Genomic DNA, 19,498 nt, shown 5'->3' with positions numbered 1-19,498 from the left:
GACATGATTGAGTGCGTCGGTCCGTCACCGCTCGCTAGGAAATATCATGATATTTGTGAATCGGCGAAAAGAGATACGAAAACGCATCGCTTTTCAACATGTGGCTTCTTCTCGAGCGGTTAAAGCCATCCGACGGCAGCGCTTCAAATGGGCGATCTGCCGACATGGTTGTCCGTGCCGATCTGCCCGCCGGTATAGGATGCGTTTTTCTCGCGGGGCACCGCAGTTATGAGTAGCCGCTCGCGGGAACCAAAGTCAGCATCACAATTCCATGCGGGAGTTCGATCGAACCTGCCCTTGACACGCGCGTGCTGCACATAGGCGCCTTTGCCGTTGGCGCATGGCTAGTCGAACTCGCTCGCAATATCGAAGCGGTCGCGCCAAACGACGCCGTCCGCACTTAGCACATTAAAAAGTATGGGGCTGCGACTTGGGCTCATCGAGCGCCGCGCGCGGCACCGTTCCCTGGCTGCGACGAAAGACCTATCGAATTCCACGTCATTCCAACCTCTCGATGCTCGCAATCGACTCTACGATTGTTCTTGTTGCACCCCAACGACAAGAGCTGGCTGAACGATTCGCCAGATACAACGGAGCTTCAATCGATGGCAAAACAAACTCCCGCACGCGCTAAAGAGCAGATCACCCCGTTCTTTCCGACCCAGGCTTACCTCGGTTATCCCAAAGATTATAAGAAGGAGCCCGCGCTCAAGAAGCGCCGGCGTGACTACGCCGAGTTTTCGCGGAAGCTGCGAGCGATTCTCGCCCCGTTGCTGGTCAACCGTTACGCTTTGCATGAAGACCTGCTCGTGCTCACGAGCAAAGGATTTTCGGGGCAGGGCGTCGACGTGGACTGCGTAGCGGTCACTCGCTTCGGTGTCTTTGTGATCACGCACATCCCGGTGGTTGGCATCATTTCCTCTTCGCAGAAGGCTAACGAAATGGTCGTCCTGAGCGAGTCAGGCGCAGCACATACCTTTCCATGTCCTCTTTGGCGTGCGGCACCCGCCGTTCACTTTCTTTCTGCCCTTCTGTCGGATTTGCAATGCCCAGTGCAGGCGATCGCCATCGCCACGCATGATGCTTGCGCGATCGAACTTGGCGTCCCCACCGCGATCTTCAAACTGCACGAACTGAGTCAGTTCTTGCGGCAGAGTTACGATCGCTACAGTGCCGTCAACTGGTCCTTCTTTGACGTCAACGAGATCAATGCACGTCTACGGAAAGGATGCCAGAGTTGGGATCACGCCGTCGAACAAGCCGAGCGTGACGCGCATCGGTCCTGATAAATAGCGCAAAGGTCGTTCTGGCACTTCGGCACAGACGGGCATTTTTTCATCGCATTCGTTCCGACGCTTGCGCCGACTACTCGGCGTGAGCGAAAAACGAGCCGTTGGCTGCACGAAGTCGATTTCGCAATATTTCGCTGTTTTCACATGAAAATCAATGGGTTAGCTCCGTGTCGCCAGAGAAAAAAGGAACGATATCCGGACGAACATTTGCCGGGCTGACTAACGGAGAAATCGAGAAGGGGGCGTAAAGCGAGGACAGCAGAGGAGTTTTGGCAGCGAAAGCAGCGAATTGCTGACGTGCGTTTGAAAGTCCAGTCGTCGAAGTTGCAGTGCTTGGACCAGTGCCGGATTCTACGGCAACTTTCGTTGGCGCACAAGATGCTCTCGAATTTCACGGCGTCTCGTAGCGGACGCCGTTTCCGTCGACGGTTCCATCACCTTACTGCGATGCACTCAAGTCACTTGTTCGATGATCTCTGTAAGTATTCTGAAAAGAGAAAAGTTAAAACAGGGTGTTTTTTATACGGCTTTCACTCAGATTAAAAAAATGTTTGTGGCGTCATCTTCAGAACTTTCTCATTTGAGCGACAAGTATGCGATCATTCAGGCGCTGAACGAAAGGAGACCAGATGAAAACATCAAAAAGACCTTATCGCTTGATAAGCCGTCGCAGTTGCTTAAGACTTGCTCAGCTATACCAGGAAGGACTCAACGACGGGAAATGGAAAACGCAACTTGGCGCATTGAGTACGTTGGGCGTTAGCCAAGGTGACTTGTCGTTAGCATTGCAACTGCATGAGTTGCCCGTTGAGATTCTTGACCTATTTGAAGACCATGTGGGCATCAGTAGCCACACTGTTCGAGTGATCCGCCATACGATTATCCATGAGGGGCTCAAGACCGTGCTCAGCCGTATACAGCAGAGCGGGGCGTCCAATGCGCAACACTCCAATCAGGCGGTACTGAAGATTGTAAAAGGCCAAGCGCTGCATTCTAAGAAAATGCTACGTTGGTCAGGACAGGACCCTCTCAAGATCGCTTCCCGCACGCTCGATCTGCCCAAAAACATCTCTGACCGGTATCACCTTGGTGTGACCAACGGGGAGTGGGCCAATTTTAGTGCCTGCGCTAAAGCGCTCGGTGTTTCGCGACGGAATGTTAGCGTTGCCGTCTCGATCAGGGAACTGCCCGACGCGATTCGGCATTTATTCCGTGAGAAAGACCTTACCTTTGCCGTTGGAAAAAGACTTCTCGCGCTTAAAGACGAATTGGGCATTGATGAAATGCTCGTGCGGGCACGAGGTATGGAGTCGATGTTTGATGCGAGCGGCCGCACGGCGGCGAACATCTTGTCCGAGCTGAACGCCGAGAATATTTGCCCTTCGACTTTTACCCGCGTTCGCATCAAGAAGGGAAGAGGCCAAAACCGGCTAGTGATCGAGTGTAAAGATCGCGAATTGCTTTGGAGGTACCGGCTCGAGATAGCGAGAGCAATCAGCAAGGTTCTGAAAAAGCGCACCACCAGTACTGAGTTTGTCGAATTCATGCGGGAGTTCTATGGCATCTTCGAACAACGAAAGTTGTTCTCGAACCGTTTGCCAAGTACGTTCGCGCCCCGATCTTCCTAGAACGGTATAGCGATGCAATGCAGGTAGTGTCTGGGACGCGAGGAGTCGACGTTCGTCGACCTTGGCTATTACGATCACTGCGGTTCCGCCGGCCGATGGTGTCGCGCGAACCGGCGTTTCGCGCTCTGTAATATACGCTCGCAACGCCGCCTCGACGCAGGTGAACACATAGGGCGGCGGCACGCTATTCTTCGCGACCGAGCGCGGCGAGCGGCAGATAACCTCCAAACGAATGGGTAGGCTCACGGCTTTATCTGTTCGTCGTTGTCTTGGCGCCCAGGGCGCAGCGCCTCCGTCCTGCTTGCCGCGGCTCCGGCCTTCCATCTTCGATCGTTGCAGTCGCGGCGGCGCCTTGACTTCTTTTGGTGGCAGGCATGCTGGTTTTGTGCAAACCAGATCTCTGCCGACATGCCAACAACCAAGCCTTTGTGTCATGCGCTACCCGGTAAGCGAGCGCGAACCGTCCCAATTGAGCAGCGTACGACACGTCTCATGTGGTCTCGTGCCCGAACCCGTAAGCCGATGCGCGTGCAGCGTCCGCGTACTTGCGAAGGCAAGGCATGCGCGTGCTAAAGCGTCAATTAATCGCGAATGCGCCTGCGTCCGAGTTGAAGCGTCCGTCACGGTGCGCTGACGCTGATTTAAAGCATCTCGAGGGCGTGATACGTCTCCTTTTGAGCCCAAACGCACCGCCCATTCCGCTTGGCCTCGATCGGTCCTATTGGCTGCGGCGGCTTGAGCGTCTCGAGAAGGAAACTTGTCTCGTCCCGGTCCAGATGAAGCGCGTCGGTGCCCTGCGAACCCTTCTTCTTGCACACGCATCATGTCGCAGCCGATGTGCGTGAGCGCTCCCTCAGCGGGGAGCGGTCAAGCGCGCACAACACGCAACAGAAGGACCTAAACGCTGCTGCGGGTCGCGTGGGCGTCGCGGGCGGAATGCCGGGATGTGAGGTTTCGCGACACCACAACGTCTATGCGCCGCAATGATGCAGCGCCCCGCGCTCGGGCGACACCGAGCACGCCTCGCTAAACAAAACGTGAGAGAAAAAATGAGAGAGCCACCTCAAAAACGGGATACCCTGCGCCATCTGTCGAACGATCGGATGCTAAGCGGCACCGATCACCTTACTCACCTACGAGAGCACGAGTCGGCCATCGCGGCACACCGCCGGCGCCTCTGCCGTTGGTTGCGCCGCCAAATCGCACCTGTATTCAGCCGTGTGTGCGAGGGCCAAGTGCACTTGAGCGAAGACCTAACCCTCGAACATGCGCCGGGCACTGAGAACGCGACGACATTGGTCCATTGCCTTGCTGTTACGCCTTTCGGTGTTTTCGTCGTCAACTACTACGATTGGCGAGGCAACGTCAGACCCACGACCAACGAAGATGAGTTGCTCGTGGTTGACGACTCGGGCGGCGTCACGGTGCACACGTCACCCCTACGTCGTGCGAAGCCGGCGGTACGTCATTTACGGTCAGTGCTATCTCACCACGATTGCCCGGTCGAGAGCATCGCCATATTTGCTGAGACCGAATGCCGCCTTCATCCGACGGCACCCGATGGGGTCCTCACGTTGCCCGAATTACTTCACTTCTTACGGACGAGATTGAACCACTTTCGCGCGACGCATGCACGGTATCTGGACACAGCCCGTCTTGCTAGCCACATCGATCGGGCATGTCCGCGCAGCCGATCAAGCAACTGACTCCGGGCGCCTGCCCGTCGCTTTGTAACCGCCGGTGACGCAGACAAGTACAGGAATCGGAACGACAACGAAAGCGAGACGAACCGAAAACAAGGGGGTAGTGGGGGCGCAGCGCCGGTTCAACATGGCCAACGCCGCGCCACAAGGGCTGTCTCTAAGCATCGGCACGGACAAGCCCGGTGCGTAGTCGAACCAAAGTGGAAAGACGGCGTTTTTTCGAAGCTTTCAACCTGGCCGAGCATGGATGTCGGTCTATATTGAATGTACACACCGCGTTTTAACGCATCGACACCACAGGCGAGCGACTCTTGCGCGCCTCTCATCGAATTGTCATCTCTCGACCCGGCGACGCTCCGGGACAAGCTCGGCCTTATCAGTTAGTTCCAATTTGTCGCCATCATCGTCCGTCGCATCTTTTGATGCAGGCCGGTCAGACCGAGCGTTTATCGACGCAACTATTCGCGTGCCTCTGCAATTTCTTTTGGTTTTGATCGTGCCCGCGCTTCTCGGCCGATTGGCTTTGTTCATTGCGGCGCGCAAACCTGCGGCCCCATCGTTGTGATTTCAACCGCTGTAGTCCGCTTTCGGCGTACGCCGAAAGCAAACCCTTTCCCACCTAAGGAGGTTTTATGAAAGAAGCTGTATTAGAAGTCCGGTATGCAGGCGGTCTGGCGCTAACCGACCATGTTGTGGTGCAGACGTCATCCCGTCTTATCTTGTCGCCGCGACTGAGGGCTTTGCTTGGTATCCTCGAAAAGACGGAGCGTCGCACGACTATCAGAGTCAAGCTTGACGGGGTCACCTATCGGGTTGAATGCAACTCTGACGCTGAATATGTTGTGGGCGCGAGACTTGGCCTTGGCGAGCGCTGGTTATCGAAACTGCAACTGTTTGAAACGCCAACCGTCTGTCAGCGGCGACTCAATGGGCGTTTTGCTCACTTGTTGAGCGCGTGGGCGCTAATTGGCGCATGCTACATCGTTTATTCTGCCAAGGCTTGGGACGCACGCGCGGTCATTGAAGCGGTGTTGCTTGGCTTCGCATCGGTGACGCTGTACGTAGTGGGACACATGTGTTTTTCCGACGATCATCGATCGTCCAAGTAAGTCTTCAGTTCCGTGACTGCCTCGTTCAGATGCTAGTGGCATCGGATTGAGCCACATGATGTTCGGCATGTCGTCAGCGTACATGTGGTCTGATGCAAGTAAGGCGAACCGCGTCGCAACGCGTGGTTCGCCAAAGGGCTTAGCCGCGCTCAACAATGCCTCAATGGTCGCTTCGCGCACATGCTCAGCGCGTGCTCACTGATCGGCGCAGCGTATCTCGTCCCGTCGACCAAGACTTGGAATGTGGGTGCGCTTTTGGAACCTGCGACGCTTCTCTTTTAGCAGATGTGCCCCATTACAAACAGCGACACCGATAGCTGCACTTTGATTTCGGCTATGCGAGCCGCGCCCCACGGCGCGGTTTGCCTTTCATCCAAAATGGATGTATAGAGAGCCACAATCACAACCCTGACCGCGAAGAAGCAGTTTTGACCGGGGAATAAAAGTGTGTCTTATAAGGAGATAGCGGGCGCCAAAGTGTCGAACGGCTGAGCGTTGCCCTCAGGAAATTCAGACGTACCGAAACCGAGACCGATCTCGATCGAGACGGCAGTCATATCAGCCCGCCGCCCCTCGATGCAGTACGTCTCGACGGTGGGTCACACTGTACAACCAGAGACGACCTCATTCGAGTCTGGAAGACCGTACGCCGGATGAGGCATACTTCGCGACGCTGCCTGCGATCAAATCGGCAGCATGAGCGCACCGGTGGTTCCACTTGAAAATCTCAGGACCCTGTCCGAACAAGCGGCGCCACCTCTCTGCTCGATCTGAAATCGCGTGGCCTGCAGGCCGGTCCGTTGCTCGCAGTCGGCGACGGAGCAATGGGTTTCTGGGCCGCACTGGAGGAAGTGTTTCCCGCGACGCGAGGCCAGCGCTGTTGGTTTCACATTCAGCTTTGCCTTGCTGTGACTTCGGCAGCGCGTTCAGGACGTTGCCCGCGGCGACGTGTTGACGCCGACGCCGCTTTGATGCGGATGCCGAGATTCTCGTGAACCCGGGGCATCGTCGATTTGGTCCTCGGAGCGGCGCATTCGCGAGCTTTGCCCTCCGCTCACCGACGCGTCGGCAAGAGTAATTCAATTTGGCGTCGACGGCAAAAGCACAACATCAGCCCAGCTGAAATGGTTGCTGGCTGAGATAGAGCGGCTACCCCAGCCCTTCATGACCCCTCCGGTTTCGAAGTGGGGACATAACCCCGGCATCGTCGAAATGTACGTCTTCAAGACGCACGATTTGACGGCGTCTCCAAAAATCTGTACGCTTTGAATATGTACACTGTACCCACCAAAGGATGGAGGACGTCATGCCGCGCGCTGCTGTTGACGACAATCAGCGAATGAATCTTCGGGTACCGCCCGAGGTTAAGTCTCGTCTCACGCGCGCAGCGAACCTCAACCATGTCGACCTGACTAGCTTCGTGACCCAGGCCGCGCTGCGCGAAGCCGATGCGGTGATCGCCGCCGCAGAGCAAATCAAGCTGGCGGAAGACAGCTATTTGCGCGTGCTGGCGTTGCTGGAAAATCCGCCCGCGCCGAACGACAAGCTTCTTGCCGCCGCCAAAGCGCTGCCGAAGTCCGTATGACCGTACCGAACTGGCATGAAGAGCCCATTCAGAAGGCTCACGATCGGGACGCGTTCGACTGCAACGATAATGAGCTGAACCACTATCTGCGGAAGTTCGCGCGCCAGAACCACGAAAGCGGCGGCGCCAAGACGTTTCTCGCAATCGATGACTCAACCGGCCGGGTGCTTGGTTATTACTCGCTTGCGCCGACCTCGGCCAACTACGAACAGACACCGGAAAGCACGCGCAGGGGTTTGCCGCGCCACGCAGTGCCAGGCTTTCGCCTCGCTCGCCTCGCAATCGATCGAGGCCAACATGGCAAGGGGCTCGGCACGCAGCTGCTGCTCGCGGCGGCCCTGCGATGTATCAAAGTCGCCGGCGAAGTCGGCGGCGTTGCGCTCTTCATCGACGCCAAAACCGAGCGCGCCGCAAAGTGGTACGAGGAGAGAGGGGCGGAGCGATTGACCGGCATGCCGGCGGGTTTTCCTATCCCTATGGTCATTCCTCTTAAGACGCTCGAAAGTGCGCTGAGCGCCGCGGGCAAGCTATAGCGTCCACCCGCACATTGGCAGACGCCGGCAATGGCTCCGCTTCCCCATTCCGATAAGCGGCAAGGTCGTTCGCGCTGCGTAGTTCCGACGTGAGTTCCACTGTTGTTGTTGAGGTACGTTAATTGTGCTAACAGGTATCCGTTTATCCCGCCTTTCCTCAGGCGCTCTCCACCCGCTTTTCCCAATACAACGCTGGATGCGTCGTATCACCGCCTGAGCGGTGAAACCGAGGCGCGCCCTATGCTCAGCGCATGTTCTCTGCCTCCTCGAGACAGGCCGCGAGCTTCTCGAAATATGCCAACGCCCTGCCCGTCGGCACGACGGTCTTGACGCGCAAGTCGTCCAGGCTTTCCTCGACGGATACGAGTCCCTGCTCTCTAAGGTTCGTCAGCTTGCGATGCACGGTAGCCGGAGCGCCCGCGACGGACAGCGACATCGTCTCGGTGACCGTGAGTTTATGACCCGCATGCCACGACGCCGTGAGTGCTGCAAGCAAGCGTTCCTCGGCCGCATCGAGCTTTGGCACCGAGGGCAAGGTCTGTACCGCCTGAGCTAGATTCAGAAAGCGAAAATAGGCATCGAATAAGCTTTTTTTAGCCCCATGAAGAAACGGGTTGAATGCGCTGAATCAAATCTTAGCATCTCCGGGTGACAGAAAATTAGCCAAGTCATGTTACTTATCATGTAGATAAGTAAGCGCTATGATTCCCGGCGCGCAAATCGCGGACGAGAGGGCATAAAAGACGTGCATTTCTCTTGTTGTTTGAAGCTTTTGGGGGACGCGGGCGTGTCTCAAGGACGCGACCTCACCTACATTACGAGACATTTCATCAACAAGGAGATTGATCATCTCGCAAAGATGATCCGATCGCGGCATTGGCATCGCAGCGTGCCCGATATCGTACTGGCGTGAGCGCATCGGGGAACTGCGGCATGCGCCCGCCATTGCGCCGATCCAGCAAGTGGAACTCGAATCGCTTCTGAGTGAACTGGAACGCATCGCGGCGAAACTCGCCCGTGCCGCGTCGGCCGGAAACAGACAGACATCCGGATCTATCGAACGGCGACTATCTCTCTGGCGTATGCAAACCCATTGCTCCGTCGCCGACTGCGAGCAACGGACCGGCCTGCAGGCCACGCGATTTCAGATCGAGCAGCAACTCCTGCCACGACGCCTGTTCGTTCGCTGGCTCGCTATGCGCTGCTAGAAGGGGTGGGCGTCGTACCTTTCCCGGAAGCGGGCAGCGGCCGACAACGACCGCGTCGGGAGTTCCGGCGGTTAGCTTCCGCATTCTGCCGCGTCCGCGAGCGATAAATTGTCGCGCGAGGGCTGTCGGCTCGTCGGCAAAAACGATGGCAGCTCGTCTCGGGGTGGGAAATTCGATACGGTTGCAATTTCGTGACCGCCGGAATAAACTAAGCCCACTAAACTAAGTTTAATGGGGTGCAAATGCGCACGTTCAACATGCACGAAGCAAAGACCAACCTCTCAAAGCTCATCGATGAGACGGTGAACGGCGGACAGCCGTTCGTTATTGCGAAAGCGGGTAAGCCGTTGGTCAAGGTTGTCAGGATAGGTACAGAAGCGGAGAAACCGCCTAGGCGTATTGGGTTCATGAAGGGACAGCTAAAGGTGCCTGCTGACTTCGATACGATGGGTGCGGACGAGATCGCTGATATGTTCGAGGGCAAGACGAAGTGAAGTTTCTTCTCGATACGCATCTGCTCATCTGGGCGGCAGGCGATGATCCAGCGCTGTCCGAGCAAGCGCGCAGCCTGATCGAAGATCCGACCAACACGCTTTACTTCAGTGTTCAGAGTATCTGGGAGATCGTCATCAAGAGCTCGCTGCGACGTCCCGATTTCCAACTCGATGCCCGCATTTTTCGAACGAACCTTCTCGACGCCGGATACAAAGAGCTCTCGATCGAGGCTCATCACGCCCTCGAGATACTGCAGCTTCCGCCGATTCACAGAGATCCGTTTGATAGGATGCTAATCGCTCAGGCGATCTCGGAAGGAATCGTGCTCCTTACGCACGATGACATCGTGCGGCAGTACGATTCTGCCCCGGTGCGGTACGTCTGATCGCTTCGACTAACACAAGCAGGATCGTCAAGACCATCATCCATACCCACCTCGCATGATCGTTCGCGGCAAGAGCACGCAACGTGGGCGGCGATCACGCCACTATCAAGTTGAATCGAAGCGAGCCGGCACATATGTGCTTGGCCCCGAGGGCAAGTCTTCGCGAACCGCCGTGTCGACGTCAAATCTATGGATGCTCGCATCGCCTATCCGCGCTCAGCAGCGACTGGCTGACCGCTTTGCACACATGCTTTGCGCCTGCTCGCTCATCGGTGCGGGCCACCTCGTTCAGTCGACCAAGCCTTGGAATGTCCAGCGACCGTGGGAAGATGAAAGGCAGACGGAAATGAGCAGGCCAGATAAGGACCGCGTTGTCGTCGTCGATCGGCAGTAGCACCTATCGCGGCCAGACGTTCCAGCACAGCTGGATTCCACGCTACGAGCCTCCAGCAGAACTCGAAGTCAACTGCGCAATTCGAGCTTATAAAAGAAATTTTCGATGGTATAGCGCGAACGATTGAACAACGCGAGGTCAATCACACGATTCCTGATGTACACATAGTGCCTGCAGTTCCTTTCCTTGCTGATGCGATCGATCCCTTGCATCTTCGATGAAAACTGGGCCAACGAAAGTGTATGCGAATCGTTGAAACCCGATGCTCCGGGCAAGGCCATCGCATCAGCTTGGCGCTTTTCGGGCCATGCGGGCATGACTCGGATACCGTCGCGGTCGATTTCGATCCTGAACAAAAATTCCACCCTTCCAGTCTCCTCGTCTGCCCAGCAAGGCGGGAAGTCACGTCCGCCACGCGCATCGAGACGCGCCTTCAGAAACGCGACCTGACCGCGCAGATCCGCGTTGGCCTTCGCGACATTGACCACAGCGCCGGCGCCGCTCGACACGCTGGTCATTTCTTTGCGAGCTGCGACGAGGTCGTGAGCGAGCGTTTGTTCGTTCCCTGAAGCATAAGACTCGCCCATCTGCGCCTCAAGTTGCTTCTCGACTTCTTTCTTCAGCACAACGGCCGCCAGGGCTTCGGCGGCGACATCCTTGCCGACCAATTGTTTCTCAAGCGTTGCTTTCAACGCAAGCGCCTCGTTAATGTCCTGGCGCACGCGCTCGTTGACGTTTCGCTTATCATGCGTCGCCTCAAACGTTTTTTTCACTTCGGTCAGTGCGCTCAGTTGCTTGTCGAGATCTGACACTTGCTTCTTGAGCGTGTCGCGTTCTTCAATAAGTATCGATTGGTCGACCAGCGACGTGATGACGTCGTCGGGTTTGGCGCCCGCCTTGGCAAGCGCTTCGCCGAGTTTCTCGCGCGCTTCGTCGAAACGCTCGCGTGCATGTCGAGCTGCGCCGATTTCGCGAGCGAAAGCTGCAATTCGGAGGCATGCAGGTCCGCCCGCACGATCATATAGTCGAGCAACAGCATCAGAACGAAGGCGAGGGTGAACGCGATCTCGGTCAGCGATAACTGAAAGATCTGGTCGGATTTTACGCGTACGAGCCAATCTCCGAATGTCTCACGATTATCCGGCCAGACGCCTAAGGTTTTGCACGCACTTGTCGATAACGATACGTGGTCGGGCGTGCCTCTGATGGTAGCCACGATGGTTAGAGGCACATGGTGCGGGAGGAGAGCACCGTTGAGCGCCCGGTGACGGCGAACACTGGCGGCCTGTCGATTTGCTTGTCGAAGTCGGCTACTAACGAGCGCAGCGGCAGAGGAGACGTTATTGTCATCATCGGCGGGCAGAGAAAGACGCCTAAGACATCTCAAATTACAAGGGGTATCGTGAACGTTTCAGCGCTTAAAAAAATCATAATCGCGCAACTTTTCAAGAATTTTGCACCGGACTTAAGAATCGCGAGATGCTTGGCCGCTTCGGCAACTGTCTTGGCATTAGTCGTCGTCTGGGACATCTTCGCCCTGAGGCGAACTGGATTCCATGTCACCACTCATGGCGGATGGAGATCCGCACCTATCTTTGTTCTCTGTATCGTATTGATGTATCGCATTTATAGAATGGACAGGTTCTCCGACCTATCCAAGTCTGTTAACCTCGCAGGCTGGATCGTGGGGTTGCTTTGCATGGCTTACATGGCAATTTTCATGAAAGCGTCGTTGGTTTTGCAATCTCTTGCAGTTTCCACTAATGCCCCTCTGGTCGACCACGTACTCATAGAGTTCGATAATACGTTGGGTTTTCACTGGGAACACCTCGCGGCGTGGTACTCCGCGCATCCGTTTCTGGAGTGCCTATCTTTATTCATCTACGCCCTTTGGGCACCTCAAATTATTTTCACGCTGGTGATCTTGTCGACGAGGGGATATGTCTATGAACTGGCCGAATTCTTGTTCCTTTTCTTTTTCGTTACACTAGTCTCGATTACTGTATCGGCATTTTTTCCTGCCTCGAATCCGTTTTTCGCCTATGATCTCTATGATCCTTATGGTCCATCACCGTGGTCCCAGTTTTTCCCCCTTAGGGACGGGGCGCTTAGGAGTGTCGATCTTGACCTTGCGGAGGGGCTAGTCTCGATTCCATCAATGCACGCAGCGGCTGCCGTTCTATTTGCGTATGCTGTACGCCATGTCCGGTATGTTTACCCGGCTTCGATATTGCTTAATATCGCAATGACGATTTCGGCCATTCGCCACGGCGCACACTATCTATCGGACATCCTTGCTGGGCTACTGCTGTCGGCTTGCGCAATATACCTTTCTCGACGTATCGGTGACGGAAAATCGATTCGCGGGAACGTAGGCCAACGTGTTGTTACTCGTCGCGCACTCGGGACCCTTGTTCAGACGAGCATGCTCCAAAAGGATCGGCGCGTACAAGGGGCTGATCGTCAAAGCGCCGAAAAAATTTTCCTTGGCCGGCAGGCGAACCCTTCCGGTTCTGAACGTTTCGATGCTGAAGGTCCGTGATGGGCAGCGCACCCGATGCGCTGCCGGCGCAATGCCGACCACGGCTATTCGGTATCGACCGTCGGCAGTGGGGCGGGCAGCGCAGGTCGCTTCGGATGGGGCATCAAGTGGCAATCGGGCCGCGGTTGGTCGCCGAGCAGTGTTTGTCGAAAAATTGCAGGCTACCTGAGCCCGGGCGCGACGAGCCGAATTCGAATCTTCCGGATCGAACAGTGTGAAACAAAAGGCCATCTTCGACGGCGCTCGGATTGCGCGACGATAGGCCGCTGCCGGCCACAGAGAGCCTAAAGCCCAGACCCGCAAGGGCGTCTGGGCTTCAATAACGGCACAGTGCATCCAGGGGCGATTCGGCTTCGTCCGACGTCGGATTTTTACAGGGTTGCCAGGCGAGTGGTATCGACCGGTGTAGCGTTGTCGGGTGCTTCCAATGTCGGTGTGTACTTGATTTCGCCATGGAGGTTGTCGTTGGTGTTCTTGTCGACTATGCGCGACGCGATCAGCGTGTTGTCAGTCGTCCCCCAGTAGTTGTTTGATACGGTTGCTTCGTCGAACGGCCGGCTTAAAGTTTGTCGCTGAATGTCGGTCGACGAAGTGACGCAGACTTCCTGCGTTCGATGAACGCTCTTTGAGTCGAGCCGCCCCCGAATTTTTGCGCGCCGCGCTCGACGACGATCCCGTCGTGTCACAAATGTCATCGATATGCGCACTCGCCACGGCAGCCGTGATTCTTTTAGGCTGAGTTGACAAGTTGACGTCTCTCGGCGATGCAGAGGAACCACCACCCGTGGCCGTTCCTCTGCCCAAAGCGAATAAAGAGCGCCTTACTCCTTATCCGCCTTGATCTGCGGCAACGCCGACGACTCCCCCGGCGTCAGCAACCCGACCTGCGCATAAATCCGCAGCTTGTCGCGCGTATCCGTGATGTCGAGATTGCGCATCGTGAGCTGGCCGATGCGGTCCTTTGGCGAAAACGTCGATGCGACCTTCTCCATCGACAGACGCTCCGGCTGATAGGTCAGATTCGGCGACTTCGTGCTGAGAATCGAATAGTCGTTACCGCGGCGCAGCTCGACGGTGACTTCACCGGTAATCACACGCGCGACCCAGCGTTGCGCCGTCTCGCGCAACATGATGGCCTGCGGATCGAACCAGCGCCCCTGATAGAGCAGACGTCCCAGTCGACGACCGTTCTCGCGATACTGCTCGATCGTGTCCTCGTTGTGAATCCCGGTAACGAGGCGCTCATACGCGATGTACAGTAGCGCCAGACCCGGCGCTTCGTAAATGCCGCGACTCTTTGCCTCGATGATGCGGTTCTCGATCTGATCGCTCATGCCCAGACCATGCCGCCCGCCGATGCGATTGGCCTCCAGCATCAGCTCGACCATGTTCGGAAAGGTCTTCCCATTGAGCGCAACCGGCTGGCCTTCCTCGAAGCGGATCGTGACTTCTTCGCGGTCGACCTTCACGTCGTCACGCCAGAACGCCACGCCCATGATCGGATTCACGATCCTGATGCCGGACTCGAGGCTTTCGAGATCCTTGGCTTCGTGCGTCGCGCCGAGCAGGTTCGAATCAGTCGAATAGGCCTTTTCTGCCGACATCTTGTAGGCGAAACCCGACTGACGCATGAACTCCGACATCTCCGAGCGGCCGCCGAGTTCGTCGATGAACTGTTGATCGAGCCACGGCTTGTAGATCTTCAGATCGGGGTTGACGAGCAGACCGTAGCGGTAGAAACGCTCGATGTCGTTGCCCTTGTACGTGCTGCCGTCGCCCCAGATATTGACCCCGTCTTCCTTCATCGCGGCCACGAGCATCGTGCCCGTAACGGCGCGGCCAAGCGGCGTTGTGTTGAAGTAGGTGACGCCCGCCGTCGATACGTGGAAGGCGCCGCTTTGCAGCGCAGCGATGCCTTCGGAGACGAGTTGCGTGCGGCAGTCGATCAGGCGCGCGCCTGCTGCGCCGTATTCGGTCGCGCGGCGCGGGATCGAATCGTAGTCGTCCTCGTCGGGCTGGCCGAGGTTTGCCGTATAGGCGTAAGGCACAGCGCCCTTTTTCTTCATCCAGTGGAGCGCGGCGCTCGTGTCGAGGCCGCCGGAGAACGCGATACCGACCTTTTGGCCAGTCGGGAGACTTTCGAGAATTGTGCTCATGAGCAATACCGTCAAAATCGACATAGGAAAAACTCGCCGGTCTGTGAGTATCAGGCATGCCCAGCCCGTTGACAAGTTCGGCGAGAAATGGGATGGGGCCGGGAAAACGATGATGACGCGTCCTCGGTCCGGCGCATGACAGGCAAGTCCTCGCATAAGAGGGACACACACATAGGCCATACCAGGAAAATCCCATGAAACTGCGAAAGAACGGACTGTGGGCTCGGCGCGGCCGACGGCGGCTGCTCATCGCCTGCTGCGCTCGTCGCCGCACTGATCGGCATCGGCTCGGGCACGCTGCGGCACGGCATGGCGGACCAGCGTGACAAGCCATTTCCGGCGACGAGCATCGTCTATCAGATGCGGCAGGATTCGTCGCCATGGGCGCATGCCGAGAAGGACGCCTCGCGCATGCTCGCGGACATCCGCGAGAAGCGCGTTTGCGCGATTGGCGTGGCGCTCGACGCCATCCTCGTATCGACGAAAATCGGCACGCGCTACTTCGTCACCGATCGCTTCGCGGTGTTCTCGTAGTCGCTGCTACTCCATCCAACCAAGGCCGAAAGCGCGCCGGACTACCAGATCGCTTGGCTGTTGAACGTCTCCATCGGCGCACAGGCAGGCTTCGGCGCGCTGCTCGGCTTGCTACGCGATTCGGCCAGCATGCTGGTGTTCCTGCTGCTAGCCCTGATGTTCTGGTACATGTGCCGCGAGATGAAGGGCGACGTCACGCTGCTCACCGAGCCACCCGACATGAGCTTCGACGACGTGATCGGCGCGGTCGTTGCGAAGGCCGCGCTCGAAGACATCAAGGCCTAGCTGCGCGATCCGGTGTCGTTCAGGAAAATGGGCATCCGCCCGCCCTGCGGCGTGCTGATGACGGGCGGTCCCGGCGTCGGCAAAACGCGGCTCGCGCAGGCCTTGGCCGGTGAATGCGGCGCGCACTTCATTGCCATCACGGGGAGCTTTTTCAGCGCGGAGTATTAGGGGGCGGCATTCAGAAGGTCAAGCATCTGTTCAAGACGGCGCGCAAGCGTGGCCCGGTGGTGATCTTCATCGATGAAGCCAACGGACTCGCCGCACCGACCAGCGGCGAGTCCGGTTCCGCCGATGCCGAGCGTGCAACCGCATCATCAATCCGTTGCTCGCGGAGATGGACGGCTTCGAGAAGAACGAAGGCGTGGTTCTCGTCGCCCCAACCAACTTCCCCGAGAATCCCGACGAAGCGCTGCGCCGTCCGGGCCGCCTCGATCGCATCGTGCCGGTGCGTCTGCCGGATGTATCGGATCGCGTGAAGATTTTTGAATATTACCTGGACAAGCTGCCGTCGCGTTCGGCGGATATCGACTGCGAGCAACTCGCCCGACTGACGGCTGGTTTGTCGCCCGCGTCGCTGTCGATCATCGTCAATCACGCCGGGCTGATCGCGCGCAAGCAAGGCGCGAGCATGGTGTGCGCGGAGCATCTGCGCGAGGCGATCAAGGTCGTGCGTATCGGCGATGTGAGCGTCGCGGAGAAGGCGCTCGATACGGACGAAGTGCGTCGCGTCGGCGTGCATGAGGCGGGGCATGGCATCGTCGCGGCGCTACTGGGCGCGGGCGTGCTGGAAGAACTGACCGTGCTGCCGCGCGGCGGTGCGTTGCGCATGGCACTCGTCACGAAGTCGCAGGACAAGCATCTGTATCGCCGCAGCGATCTGGAAAAGGAACTGATGGTGCTGCTCGGCGGACGCATTGCGGAGTTGCTGGTGTTCGGCGAGGTATCGAGCGGCGCGGCCCAGGACTTGCAGGAAGCATCGCGCATCAGTCTGGAGATGGTGTCGCGGCTCGGCTTCGGCAGCCAAGGCAATCTGTGCAGCCTCGCCGCGCTGCCGCGCGAGAACGCCGGGCGGCAACTCGACGGCGTGATTGAACCGGCCAATGGGCTATTGAATGAGGTGAACGAGCGCTGCGTCGATCTGCTCTGCGGAATCAATCGATTCTGCGCGATGTTACAACCACGCTGACCGAGGCCGAGACGGTGCCCGGCGCATATGTCCACGATCTCATTCGCACGGGCGAAGTCATGTAGTCGCTCGAGCGAAAAACGGGGCGCTTCAGTGCGTCGGCGTTTAGTCCGGAAGCACGCGGGTGAGCGTGGCGCTCAGTGGCTCGAATCGATTGTCAGCCAAAATCAGAAGCTGCCAGTCGCGTCGCATCGGGTCAGTTCCAAGGTAAGAAGTTGACGAGTTACTGCTTGAGTTCGACCCTTGAGCAAGATTGAAGCTTTACGACGGTCGGACATTTCACGGCTGACGACGGCCAAGCAAGCTCGTAAGCTTGCACCAGTGCCCAGATCGCCTTGAACGATGCGGAGCGAACATGACCCTTCAGCAGTTAGAGACGTTCTTCTGGACTGTCAAGCTCGGAAGCTTCTCGGCCGCCGCCGAGCGTCTATACGCGACCCAATCGGCCGTTTCGATGCGGGTGCGAGAGCTCGAGCGCGCGTTGGGCGTCGATTTGTTCGACCGAACCCATCGGAACGCGCGACTCACTCCCAAGGGGCGCGAGTTGATGGACTATGCGAGCCGAATCCTTGATCTATCGACCGAACTCGAGCATCGAGTAGGCGCGCCAGAGGCAGTGTCGGGGACTGTCCGATTCGGGGTCGCGGAAGTTGTCACCATGACCTGGCTGCCTCGACTCATCACGCGGATCGCCGAACGCTTTCCCAACGTTCGGCTCGAGATCGAAGAGGCGTTGACGGCAGAACTCATGGCCAGTCTCCATCAGGCTGAACTGGAGTTGATCCTCGCGCCTGGACATACGCGTACGCCGGGAGTATCGACGCTCTCCCTTGGGACTGTTGACTTCCAATGGATGGCAAGTCCGACCCTCGGACTCGATCAGCACACGTATTCGCCGCATGAACTTGCCGAGTATCCGATTATCGGTATGAAGCAATCGTCATTTCATTACACGGCGCTGGAGGACTGGTTTCTCACCGAGCACGTGCGGTGCCGCTATCTTGCACGCTGCAAAAGCGTTGCTGTGGCGGCCTCCATGTCAATGGCCGGCATGGGAGTTTCATACTTGCCGGTGCGCTCATATGAGCAGGAAATCGCTCAGAAAAAACTCGCGATTGTTCAGGTGACGAATCCGCTCAAGCCAGTCGAATTTATTGCGGCCTGTCCTACCGGCCAGACGTATTCCCTCGCTCGCGCGGTCGCGGAATTGGCCTGTGAGGTCAGCGATTTCGTGCGCACCGGAGCGGTCACGCGTTGAAGTCCTTGTGCGGTGCACAACGTAACTTCAATTTTTTTGATGGAATTTAGCTCAAGTAACTCGTTTGTTTTTGTCCTTCTCTGGGCATATCGTTGATTTCAAGCACAGCCCGCGTCCCAAAGACTCGCTCCCGACTGTGCCACGAGAAAAGGAGGAAGACACATGGAAGCGGTCCTCACACGCGAGGAGGCTGTTGTTCGCCCTGACGACGACCAGCCCAAGAAGCTCGACGTAACGCTGAAATCCATCACATCACTCGCCGAGAACATTAACGCCTTCGAATTCGTGAGCCTCGATGGCAATGCTTTGCCGGCGTTTTCGGCTGGCTCGCATGTAGACGTCCATCTTCCAGGCGCTACTATCCGTCAATACTCCCTTTGCAACTCGCCCAACGAGCGTCATCGCTACGTCGTTGCGGTACTGCGCGATCCAGCGGGGCGTGGCGGATCCGTCGCGATGCACGACACATTGCGTGCTGGTCAGAAGATCGTGATCTCGCCACCGCGCAACCACTTCGCACTTGCAGAGCCGGCACGCAAGCATCTGTTCATCGCCGGCGGTATTGGCATCACACCAATCATGGCGATGCTCGCGGAAGTGCAACGACGAGGAGAGGTGTTTCACCTTCACTATTGCGCGCGCACCCCGGAGCGCGCCGCGTTTCTGGATCGGCTGACACCTCTGGTCGAAAAGGGACTTGTGTCATTGCATTTTGACGAAGGAGACCCGAAAAAGGGACTTGATCTGGCGTCGACGCTCGCGAAACAAGGGGAGGGCACACACCTCTACTACTGCGGACCGGGCCCATTCATGGATGCGATCGAGGCGGCAAGCGCGCACTGGCCCGCCAGCACGCGTCACTGTGAGCGCTTCTCGGCGAGTGGGGCGGTGGCGCCGTCGTCCGCTGTGGACGGGCGTGCAAGCGATACACCGTTCGATGTCGAATTGCGCCGCTCCGGAAAGCGCTGCACCGTGCAGCCAGGCGAATCGATCATTGATGTGCTGCGCGCACATGACGTCGCGGTGGACACCTCGTGCTGCGAAGGCTATTGCGGCACCTGCATGACTCGCTATCTCGCGGGCGAGCCGCTGCATCGCGACACCGTGCTCGACGACGAAGACCGGGAAGAGTTCGTGATGATCTGCTGCTCACGCTCGAAAAGTCCGACGCTCGTTCTCGATCTCTGAGCGCGAAGTAAGCGCTG

At 57.6% G+C, this 19,498-nt stretch carries 16 protein-coding genes and 2 pseudogenes; 14 read left to right on the top strand and 4 right to left on the bottom strand.

Annotated features, from left to right (window positions below):
* Positions 1 to 605: 605 nt before the first annotated feature.
* The 8 genes and pseudogenes from AC1Z32_RS24770 to AC1Z32_RS24735 all read left to right on the top strand — a co-directional run bounded on the left by AC1Z32_RS24770 (position 606) and on the right by AC1Z32_RS24735 (position 7,850).
* Positions 606 to 1,286 carry a hypothetical protein gene (locus tag AC1Z32_RS24770; RefSeq protein WP_483481396.1) on the top strand — a complete coding sequence of 227 codons (681 nt, stop codon included), beginning with the start codon at positions 606 to 608 and terminating at the stop codon, positions 1,284 to 1,286.
* 635 nt (positions 1,287 to 1,921) lie between these two features.
* The gene (locus AC1Z32_RS24765; protein WP_483481395.1) at positions 1,922 to 2,920 is read left to right on the top strand and encodes a hypothetical protein; all 999 of its coding nucleotides are present in this window, start codon (positions 1,922 to 1,924) and stop codon (positions 2,918 to 2,920) included.
* 983 nt (positions 2,921 to 3,903) lie between these two features.
* The gene (locus tag AC1Z32_RS24760) at positions 3,904 to 4,626 is read left to right on the top strand and encodes a nuclease-related domain-containing protein (RefSeq protein ID WP_483481394.1); all 723 of its coding nucleotides are present in this window, start codon (positions 3,904 to 3,906) and stop codon (positions 4,624 to 4,626) included.
* A 629-nt stretch (positions 4,627 to 5,255) separates the two neighbouring features.
* Positions 5,256 to 5,732 carry a hypothetical protein gene (locus AC1Z32_RS24755; protein WP_483481393.1) on the top strand — a complete coding sequence of 159 codons (477 nt, stop codon included), beginning with the start codon at positions 5,256 to 5,258 and terminating at the stop codon, positions 5,730 to 5,732.
* Between the two features lie 508 nt (positions 5,733 to 6,240).
* On the top strand, positions 6,241 to 6,432 hold the full coding sequence (locus AC1Z32_RS24750) for an integrase core domain-containing protein (protein WP_483481736.1): 192 nt from the start codon (positions 6,241 to 6,243) through the stop codon (positions 6,430 to 6,432).
* Between the two features lie 61 nt (positions 6,433 to 6,493).
* Positions 6,494 to 6,622: pseudogene (locus AC1Z32_RS24745) on the top strand (transposase); the annotation flags it as partial.
* A 416-nt stretch (positions 6,623 to 7,038) separates the two neighbouring features.
* On the top strand, positions 7,039 to 7,317 hold the full coding sequence (locus AC1Z32_RS24740) for a type II toxin-antitoxin system TacA family antitoxin (protein WP_483481392.1): 279 nt from the start codon (positions 7,039 to 7,041) through the stop codon (positions 7,315 to 7,317).
* A complete protein-coding gene (locus tag AC1Z32_RS24735) occupies positions 7,314 to 7,850 on the top strand; it encodes a GNAT family N-acetyltransferase (protein WP_483481391.1) in 537 nt (178 codons plus the stop codon). Before AC1Z32_RS24740 ends, AC1Z32_RS24735 begins: the two co-directional genes overlap by 4 nt.
* A gap of 244 nt (positions 7,851 to 8,094) precedes the next feature.
* On the opposite strand, the gene AC1Z32_RS24730 is transcribed toward AC1Z32_RS24735, so the two are convergent.
* A complete protein-coding gene (locus tag AC1Z32_RS24730; RefSeq protein WP_483481390.1) occupies positions 8,095 to 8,385 on the bottom strand; it encodes a hypothetical protein in 291 nt (96 codons plus the stop codon).
* A gap of 915 nt (positions 8,386 to 9,300) precedes the next feature.
* Between AC1Z32_RS24730 and AC1Z32_RS24725 the strand changes: the two genes are divergently transcribed.
* Together AC1Z32_RS24725 and AC1Z32_RS24720 are read left to right on the top strand one after the other, a co-directional pair.
* Complete coding sequence (locus AC1Z32_RS24725) at positions 9,301 to 9,552, top strand: type II toxin-antitoxin system Phd/YefM family antitoxin (RefSeq protein WP_483481389.1); 252 nt, start codon at positions 9,301 to 9,303, stop codon at positions 9,550 to 9,552.
* A complete protein-coding gene (locus AC1Z32_RS24720) occupies positions 9,549 to 9,938 on the top strand; it encodes a type II toxin-antitoxin system VapC family toxin (protein WP_483481388.1) in 390 nt (129 codons plus the stop codon). Before AC1Z32_RS24725 ends, AC1Z32_RS24720 begins: the two co-directional genes overlap by 4 nt.
* Positions 9,939 to 10,400: 462 nt before the next feature.
* On the opposite strand, the gene AC1Z32_RS24715 is transcribed toward AC1Z32_RS24720, so the two are convergent.
* A complete protein-coding gene (locus tag AC1Z32_RS24715) occupies positions 10,401 to 11,450 on the bottom strand; it encodes a hypothetical protein (protein WP_483481387.1) in 1,050 nt (349 codons plus the stop codon).
* A gap of 113 nt (positions 11,451 to 11,563) precedes the next feature.
* Here AC1Z32_RS24715 and AC1Z32_RS24710 point away from each other — a divergent pair, with 113 nt between their 5' ends.
* Positions 11,564 to 12,874 carry a phosphatase PAP2 family protein gene (locus AC1Z32_RS24710; RefSeq protein WP_483481386.1) on the top strand — a complete coding sequence of 437 codons (1,311 nt, stop codon included), beginning with the start codon at positions 11,564 to 11,566 and terminating at the stop codon, positions 12,872 to 12,874.
* Positions 12,875 to 13,245: 371 nt separating this feature from the next.
* Here the strand turns inward: AC1Z32_RS24710 and AC1Z32_RS24705 are convergent, their stop codons facing one another.
* Positions 13,246 to 13,569, bottom strand: coding sequence for a hypothetical protein (locus AC1Z32_RS24705; RefSeq protein ID WP_483481385.1), 324 nt, complete (start codon positions 13,567 to 13,569; stop codon positions 13,246 to 13,248).
* Between the two features lie 126 nt (positions 13,570 to 13,695).
* Entirely contained in the window at positions 13,696 to 15,030 is a 1,335-nt protein-coding gene (argG, locus tag AC1Z32_RS24700; protein ID WP_483481384.1) for an argininosuccinate synthase, read from the bottom strand.
* Positions 15,031 to 15,224: 194 nt separating this feature from the next.
* Here argG and AC1Z32_RS24695 point away from each other — a divergent pair.
* The 3 genes and pseudogenes from AC1Z32_RS24695 (at position 15,225) to AC1Z32_RS24685 (ending at position 19,481) form a co-directional block, all read left to right on the top strand.
* Positions 15,225 to 17,100: pseudogene (locus AC1Z32_RS24695) on the top strand (AAA family ATPase).
* A gap of 290 nt (positions 17,101 to 17,390) precedes the next feature.
* Positions 17,391 to 18,293 carry a LysR family transcriptional regulator gene (locus AC1Z32_RS24690; RefSeq protein WP_483481383.1) on the top strand — a complete coding sequence of 301 codons (903 nt, stop codon included), beginning with the start codon at positions 17,391 to 17,393 and terminating at the stop codon, positions 18,291 to 18,293.
* 162 nt (positions 18,294 to 18,455) lie between these two features.
* Positions 18,456 to 19,481: a PDR/VanB family oxidoreductase gene (locus AC1Z32_RS24685; RefSeq protein ID WP_483481382.1), complete on the top strand. Its 1,026-nt coding sequence runs from the start codon at positions 18,456 to 18,458 to the stop codon at positions 19,479 to 19,481.
* Positions 19,482 to 19,498: the final 17 nt, after the last annotated feature.

Source organism: Caballeronia sp. 11_S32 (assembly GCF_056930355.1).
This window is presented reverse-complemented; position numbering and strand designations above follow the sequence as displayed.